General features: G+C 68.0%; 7 protein-coding genes and 1 pseudogene. 1 reads left to right on the top strand and 7 read right to left on the bottom strand.

The genetic code is table 11. The annotated features are described in order from the left end of the window. Positions 1-355 (bottom strand): SDR family NAD(P)-dependent oxidoreductase (locus FCI23_RS52990; RefSeq protein ID WP_136731209.1); only part of this gene is annotated, 355 nt, incomplete at its 3' end. Between the two features lie 297 nt (positions 356-652). Between FCI23_RS52990 and FCI23_RS52985 the strand changes: the two are divergent. Continuing rightward, a pseudogene (locus FCI23_RS52985) lies at positions 653-1,743 on the top strand (integrase core domain-containing protein). Between the two features lie 345 nt (positions 1,744-2,088). Here the strand turns inward: FCI23_RS52985 and FCI23_RS52980 are convergent. The 6 genes from FCI23_RS52980 to FCI23_RS57850 form a co-directional block, all read right to left on the bottom strand. Beyond that, positions 2,089-3,228, bottom strand: coding sequence for an alkaline phosphatase family protein (locus tag FCI23_RS52980; protein WP_136731207.1), 1,140 nt, complete (start codon positions 3,226-3,228; stop codon positions 2,089-2,091). 23 nt (positions 3,229-3,251) lie between these two features. Then, positions 3,252-4,028: a GntR family transcriptional regulator gene (locus FCI23_RS52975; RefSeq protein ID WP_136731204.1), complete on the bottom strand. Its 777-nt coding sequence runs from the start codon at positions 4,026-4,028 to the stop codon at positions 3,252-3,254. Between the two features lie 264 nt (positions 4,029-4,292). Continuing rightward, positions 4,293-4,835: a Chromate resistance protein ChrB gene (locus tag FCI23_RS52970; RefSeq protein ID WP_136731202.1), complete on the bottom strand. Its 543-nt coding sequence runs from the start codon at positions 4,833-4,835 to the stop codon at positions 4,293-4,295. A gap of 208 nt (positions 4,836-5,043) precedes the next feature. Beyond that, positions 5,044-6,120, bottom strand: coding sequence for an ABC transporter ATP-binding protein (locus tag FCI23_RS52965; protein WP_169317439.1), 1,077 nt, complete (start codon positions 6,118-6,120; stop codon positions 5,044-5,046). A gap of 80 nt (positions 6,121-6,200) precedes the next feature. Beyond that, positions 6,201-6,368, bottom strand: coding sequence for a hypothetical protein (locus FCI23_RS57855; RefSeq protein ID WP_169317438.1), 168 nt, complete (start codon positions 6,366-6,368; stop codon positions 6,201-6,203). A 16-nt stretch (positions 6,369-6,384) separates the two neighbouring features. Next, on the bottom strand, positions 6,385-7,215 hold an 831-nt coding region (locus FCI23_RS57850), incomplete at its 5' end, for an ABC transporter permease family protein (RefSeq protein ID WP_211265874.1).

Here is a 7,215-nt window from a genome sequence, read left to right as displayed (position 1 = left end):
ATTCCTGCCAGGCCCCGGCGTTGAGCCGCTCGTAGCCGCCCCAGGTGTTGTTCACCAGGAGATGCAGTCTGCCGTGCTCGGCGGCGATCTGGTCGGCGACCGCTGCCACGGCTGCGTCATCGCGATGGTCGCAGGCCACCGGGATGCCCTTGCCCCCCGCAGCCGACACGGCGGCCGCGCTGGACTCGACCGTGCCGGGTAGGTGCCCTGTCCGAGCGTCACTGGTCGAGCGTGCGGTCACGTATACGGTCCATCCGGCTTGGCCGAGGGCAAGGGCGATGCCGCGTCCCACTCCCCGGCTCGCCCCGGTCACCCACGCTACCCGCCGGGTACCACCGCGATCTCGCTCTGCCATGCGGAGCACAGTAGCGACGCCCGGTGACAGCAGAATCGTCGGGCGGGCTGTCGACACCCGACATCCCGCCCGAGGATCTTCACACCCCAGGAGGAACAGCACATGAAGTCGCGCATCCCGCGCTGGAAGCGCTGCGGCCATGGCCCCGGCACCCTGAGCCCTGTAGGTGCCAGAAACCTCATCCGCGCTGGTCAGTGGGCATGTGGGCGCTGTCGTGAGGCCCGGCCAGTCGAGCGTGACGGTGGAGGTCTCGCTTGGTGATTGCCTGCTGGTTCCGGTCGGCATCAGGATGGTCCGGTGCTGCTGCGACTGCCCTACCTGGCCTTGACAAGCATGTTCACCTTGATACGGCTCCTGCCGATGAGCGACCGTGACAAGGACGCTGAGATCCTGGCACTGCGCCACCAACTGGCCGTGTTACAACGGCAGATCGACAAGCCGAAGCTCACGTGGCCCGACCGCGCGCTGCTCGCCGCGCTCCTGCACCACCTCCCCCGGGTACACCTTCGTCAACTCCATTTGATCGTCTCCCCCGACACGCTGCTGCGCTGGCACCGCGACCTGCTGCGCCGACGCCACGCCAAGGTCTCCCGCCCCAAGCGCCCCGGCCGACCGCGCACCGTGCGCTCCGTCCGCGCCCTGGTGCTCAGGCTCGCCGGCGACAACCCCAACTGGGGCTACAGGCGCATCCACGGCGAACTCGCGGCCCTCGGCGTCAAGGTTGCCGCCTCCACCGTGTGGAACATCTTCAAGGAACACGGCATCGACCCCGCACCCGAGCGCGACCACACCACCTGGGCGAGCTTCCTGCGCTCCCCAGCACACGCCATCCTCGCCGCCGACTTCTTCGAGACCAAGACACTGACCGGGGCGACCTTGACCGTCCTGGCGGTGATCGAGCACGCCACCCGCCGCGTGCGGATCCTCGGGACGACCGCGCACCCGACCGCAGCCTGGATGACCCAGCTCGCCCGAAACATGGTGATGGACCTTCCGGACACGGGCGCCAGGGTGAAGTTCTTGATCCGCGACCGGGACATCCGCTACCCGGCCGCCTTCGACGCCGTCCTGCAGGCCGCGGGCATCGAGGTCGTCCAGACCGGCGTCCGGATGCCGCGCATAACGCAATCATGGAGCGATGGGTGCGCTCATGCCGAACCGAGCTCCTCGACCGCACCCTCGTGTGGAATCAAGCCCACCTGCTCCACGCGCTACGCGAGTACGAGTCGTTCTACAACGAGCACAGGCCCCACCGCAGCCTCGCCAGCGCCGCGCCGCTACGCCCACTTCCCGAGCCGATCACCGAACCCGACCGACTCACCCATCTCGACGTCCACCGACGCGACCGCCTTGGCGACATCCTGCACGAATACCAACATACAGCGTGACGAGCACGGACGTGATTCTTGGCACCTACAGTGTGCGGTGGTGCCGAGGACAGCCGGTATGGACAGCAGCGCGCGAGCAGCACGGTACAACAGCGACACGATCATCCAGACAGCGTCCCAGCCACCACCGACAACCATGGACACCGCTGCTCACCTGCAGCGATGACTTTACGAGCCCCACAGGCTGTCCAACACGCCGCTCAGCCCTGCTGTGGCCGCTGCAGCTGCGCCGGACCGGGGCCGAGGTGGTGAACGCGCACGCCGCCGGCGCAGACGCAGCCAGGCCCGGGCCCGCCGCTTCCACTGCAAACGCCGAGGCCACAACCCCCAAATGCGGTTGCAGTACTAGGAATCGATCGTCCAGGCGCCCAGCAGGGGCGCGAGCAGGTCCTTGTTGTGGGACGGCTGACGGGTGTACGGGTAGTCGGCGTTGTTGGACGCGAAGAGCGGGACCTTTTGTTCGTACAGGCTGCCATGGGAGCGATATTCCTGGGGCAGTTGCTCGGACTCGCGGCCGGTCGGCAGTTCACCGAAAACGGTGTCGCGGTCGCCGAGGGCGACCAGGTCACCGATCCGGTCGGGGTTGAGGTGGAACCGGCTCGCGGCCTCCTCGCGGCGGAGAACGGTCTCGACCCCGGGCAGCGAGGACAGGGTCTGGGCGACGTTCGACTCGTCGGCCGGGTGGTGCAGCCAGATCCACGCGGTGCCGCCGAAGGTGCGGTGGTGCTTGACATAGCGGTCCTTCTCCGCCGAGAGCGCGAAGCGGACCGGTGCGTGCCGGTTGGCCAATGCCTGGGACAGGTCGTGGACGAGGTTCTTGCCGTTCATGCCGTGATCGGCGGTGGCGAAGAAGGCGGCGTCGGGTGCCGCTGCCACGGCCTCGCCGATGAGCTCGTCGAGCCGGCGGAGGTGGGCGATGGTGCGGGGGTCCCCGGGGGGCCAGGCGTGCATGGGGTAGTCGGTGGTGTGGACGTAGAGGAAGTCCAGGTCGGGTTGGGTGGCCAGCAGGTCGACTGCTACGCCCCACAGCCAGTGGTTGATCTCCGCCGAGTAGATGTCGGGCGCCGGTCCGTACCGGTCGGTGAACTCGGAGCCGGGCTCCTCGGCGGCGACGGCGAGTGTGGTGCGGTTGCCCAGCAGTCGGACGGTCTTCTTCTTGGCAGTGAGTAGTGCCGCCTTGCCGCCGGCGGTGGTGACGCGCTCCAGCAGGGTGGGCTGGGTCAGGTGGGTCCAGTCCTCCATGTAGTCGGCCTCGCCGGTGGCGGGGTTGAAGTAGCTGTTGCCGGTGATCCCGTGTTCGGCGGGCCAGGCGGCGCAGGATATGCCGGCGTTGTTGGCGTTGGTCACGGTGGGGGATATCGCGTCTACGATGCCGCTGGTCCCCTGGGCACCGAGGCCGGTGAGCACGGGCATGGTGCCGCCGTCGAGATAGGCGGGATCCAGACCATCGATCATCGCCACGATGACGCGCTGGTGAGCGTGCACAAGCACTTCCTTAATGTGAGTTCTCAGACGAGCAGGTTGACGACGTACTCGGTGCGGTCGGCGCGAGTGTGGTGCTGGATGTGCGCGAGGTCGTTACCCTCCGCATCGGTGTTGACGCCGGTCACGATCAGGAGCGGGGTGCCGGTCTGGATGTCGAGCCACCGCGCGTCGTCCGCGGTGGCCGCGTCGGCCGAGAACGAGCGGCGCGCGCGCCGGACGGCGATGCCGGTGTCGCGGGTCAGTCGCGTGAAGGGACTTTCGGTGCCGTCCCAGTCCCGCGGGGCCAGAGCCGCGGGCAGCACGGCCTCGGACAGTGACCAGGGGGTGTCTTCGAGGCTTCGCCTGTGCCGTAACCGGACGGTGGCTCCGGGCCACCGCGGGAACTCCGGTGGTCCCGTCGCCGACGGCTCCTCGGTCACCTCGATGACCTGATGGACGACGCTCAGACCACGTTCGGCCATGCTTTCCGACAGGCTGCCCTGGCCGTCGTCGATGCGATGGCGGACCGACGGCTCCCTGACGAAGGTGCCCACGCCGTGCTCGGTACGCACCACACCGCCGCGCGCCAGGTCGGCCAGCGCACGCCGGACCGTCAGCCGGTTGGTCCCGTAGCCCTGCGCGAGGCTGGCCTCGGATGGCAGCTTGACGCCGGGCGGGGACTCACCGGCTACGAGACGTCGCGTCAGATCGGCCTTGACCTCCTCATAAAGCGCGACCCCGGCACGCCGGGCCAGCGGGGTGCCGGATGGGGGGCGGGACTCGCGGGCACCGGGGCCGACGTCACGACCTTCTCCGTTCACGGGCTGCTCACCACCTCATCTTTTCTAGATGTATAGATATCTACCAGACTCAAAGTCGCATGTCGAGCCGATCGTGAGGTCTCAGCATTTCTGCGGAACGCGTACTGCTCTGACCTGTGACCTGTAGGGTGCCAAAACTCACGTGCAGCCTCTGATCAGGTACTTTGCAGTTCCAGGCGATTACGGCAGGCTTGGACTGCATGGCGCCGGCTCACGCCGGCCCGCAACCGTGTGCGGGTCACCTTCCGCCGGCCGGGTCCGCCGTCAGCGGGTCTCGCCCTCTTCCAGGTAGACCCGGGCGGCGTAGTCCTCCAGGACCTGCTCGCAGCGTTCGAGGGCCGCGGCCGTTTCGGCACGGCCGGAGGCTGACAGCAGGTCCCGTGTGCGGACCTTCTCGTACCAAGTCTTCAACTTGGTCAGGTCCTCGTCGTTTTCCTCCAGTTCGGCGTACGTGAAGTGCTCGGCCACGTACTCCTTGTCGACCTGGGCGAGAAAGTCCTGGCAGCGGTCGGTGATCTCTTCGTACTCGTCGTTGCGGGCCGCGTTGAAGGCGGCGGCGACATCGGCCTCTCCGGCCAGCACATCGGTGCCGAGCAGATGGGCCGTGCCGTCCATGTCGATGATCTCCTTGCGCAGCATCCGCATGGCTCTTTCCGAGGCGACTGTGCGAGGCAGGGCAGCCACCGAGTTCTGCAGGTAGATCGCGCCGAGTGCCTTGATGCGCCGCCATATCGCTGCCCTTAACCGGGTCGGCTCTGTCGGCACCTGGTAGACGAGCACAAGCCAGCGGTGTCCGCTGCCGTTCACGTCTTCTTCCGGCTGATCCGCCTGTTGCGACCAAGCCGCACCGGTTCACCTCCCGCATGAACTTGCTTGCTGCCCTCAACTTACGGTGGGCGTTGATTGCGTAGACCCGTGGACCGGGTCACGAACGGCGGGGGCCGGGCTTGTGGGTTCACACCAACGCCGGGACACATCGCGCCCCGGGTTGGTGCGGTTCCGGCCCCTCTCCGGGTCAGGCGCTGGCGTCGGCCCGGTAGGCGAAGCTCCCGCTGGGGTCGAGCCGGACCCGGACCTCTTCGCTGCGTTGGTAGCGTTGTTCGGCGAAGACGCCGGTGAGGAGCGTGCCGTCCGCGAGCTCGACCAGGTGGTCATATCCGTGGCCGCGGTAAGCGACATCCCGTACCCGGCTCAGGAGGCCGCTGTCGTCGTCGACGCTCGGGACCAGGCGCGCCGCGGCGGGACGAACGAGAACCGTAACCGCGGATCCCAGCGGCTCAGGCGCAGGCCCGGATGCCGCCAGGGGACCGTTGGGCGTGTCGACCAGGAACCGTCCGGCGGAGTCCGGCCGGCCGGCAACCCGGCCGTGCAGTTCCCCGGCGACACCTGTGAAGCGAGCTACGAACGGCGTGGCCGGCGCGTGATACACCGATTCCGGCAGGTCGCACTGGACGAGTCGTCCGTCCTGGAGTACACCGATCCGGTCTGCGAGGGCGAAGGCCTCGACCTGGTCGTGGGTGATGTACACGACGGTCGTGTCGTTCTCCCGGGCAAGCGTGGCGATCTCCGCCCGCAGCCGCTCCCGCAAGTCGGCATCGAGGTTGGACAGCGGTTCGTCGCAAAGAAGCACCGCCGGTCGGGCGACCAGAGCCCGAGCGAGTGCGACCCGTTGCTGCTCCCCGCCCGACAGCTCGGGAGGGCGACGGTTCGCCAGTCGGACCAGGCCCACCCGGTCCAGCATCGCCAGGGCACGCCGCCTGGACTCCTGGCGGGGAAGGTGCAGCCGGTCCAGGGCGTAGACGACGTTCGCGAGGACACTGACCTGGGGCCACAGCGCGTATTGCTGGAACACCATTGCCAGGCCGCGCCGTTCAGGCGCCACATGCAGCCGTTGGTCCGCCACGATGCGCGTTCCGATCGCGATGCTGCCCGCGCTCGCCCGGTCGATCCCGGCCACGAGCTTCAAGAGCGTTGTCTTTCCTGACCCTGACGGCCCGAGGAGCACCATGAACTGCCCGGCATTGACCGTCAGATCGATGCCGTCGAGGGCGGTGACGTGGCCGAACCGGCGGGTCAGGCCGGTGAGTTGCAACGCGCTCGATGACGGGGGAGGGCTGTCGGGGGAGGTAGCAGGGGCTGGACGGGATTCCGCCTCGGTGGGCCTGGCCTGCATCAGCGTGTGCGATCGTCGTTGAAGGGAAGGAGCAGGTGCCAGTTCACGCTCTCGGTGAACAGGTTTGGCAGGAACGGGGTCGTCCCGCTGTCGAGGTAGTCCGAGCCGAGCCCGTCGATCATGAAGATCAAGCGCGGCGAGCCGATTCCGTTTCCGTTTCCGGTCATGAGGTTTCCTCTGGGGTTAGGGTGTTGTGTTTACGGTCGTGAGGCCGGCGACCAACGAGTCGACGGCCGCTTCTTGACGGGCGCGTTGTCCGCGGTGCAGCATCCCCGCCGCCCGTACCAGCCCGTTGACCGCTGCGAGCACCGCGATCATCGCGGCGATGGCCACGACCGTGAGCGCGGTACCTGTCGCGATCTGCGACTTGAACTGCACGGCGACCGCCACGGCGAGCGGCTCCCCGCTCGGCGCGTGCAGGACCTCCGAGAGCGGCAGCTCGAACATGATGACGGCCACCAGGAACAGCCAAACCGACAGGAGGGACCGCCAGATGAGCGGCAGCACCGCCTTGGTCCACGCACGGAGAGCGATGAAGCCGTGAACCCGCCCGGCGTCGTAGAGAGACCGCCCGGCCTGGGCCAACGGGCCGTGCAGCATCCGGACGGCGAGGGGGGAGAATCCGACGACATAGCCGACGAGCAGCAGCCATTGCGTGTTGTAGACCGGCAGGGCGTTGTAGACCGCCGGCAGGTTGTAGAAGAACACGAACCCCGCGGCGAGGACGATAGAGGGAAGCCCGATCACCGCCACCAAGCCGATGTCGATCAGCGCCGCGGCGCGAGCCCTGCCCCGGTACTGGTTCCACAGATTGATGACGAGCCCGACGGCCACCGCCAACGTCGCCCCGGCGAGGCCGAGTTGAAGGGACAGCCACACGGGACTGAGCAGGCCTGGGGTGTCAAACAGCGCCCTGTAGGCCGCAAAAGTGAGCCCCGATGAGTTGGCGGCTGCGACGGCTCCGCCCGACGACGCCGTTCCGCCGAGCAGCGAGGACCCGACGATGCCGAGGAC

The organism is Actinacidiphila oryziradicis, from assembly GCF_005047355.1.
Classification (GTDB): domain Bacteria; phylum Actinomycetota; class Actinomycetes; order Streptomycetales; family Streptomycetaceae; genus Actinacidiphila; species Actinacidiphila oryziradicis.
Note: the sequence above shows the minus strand (reverse complement) of the source record. Positions and strands in the feature narration are given on the sequence as shown.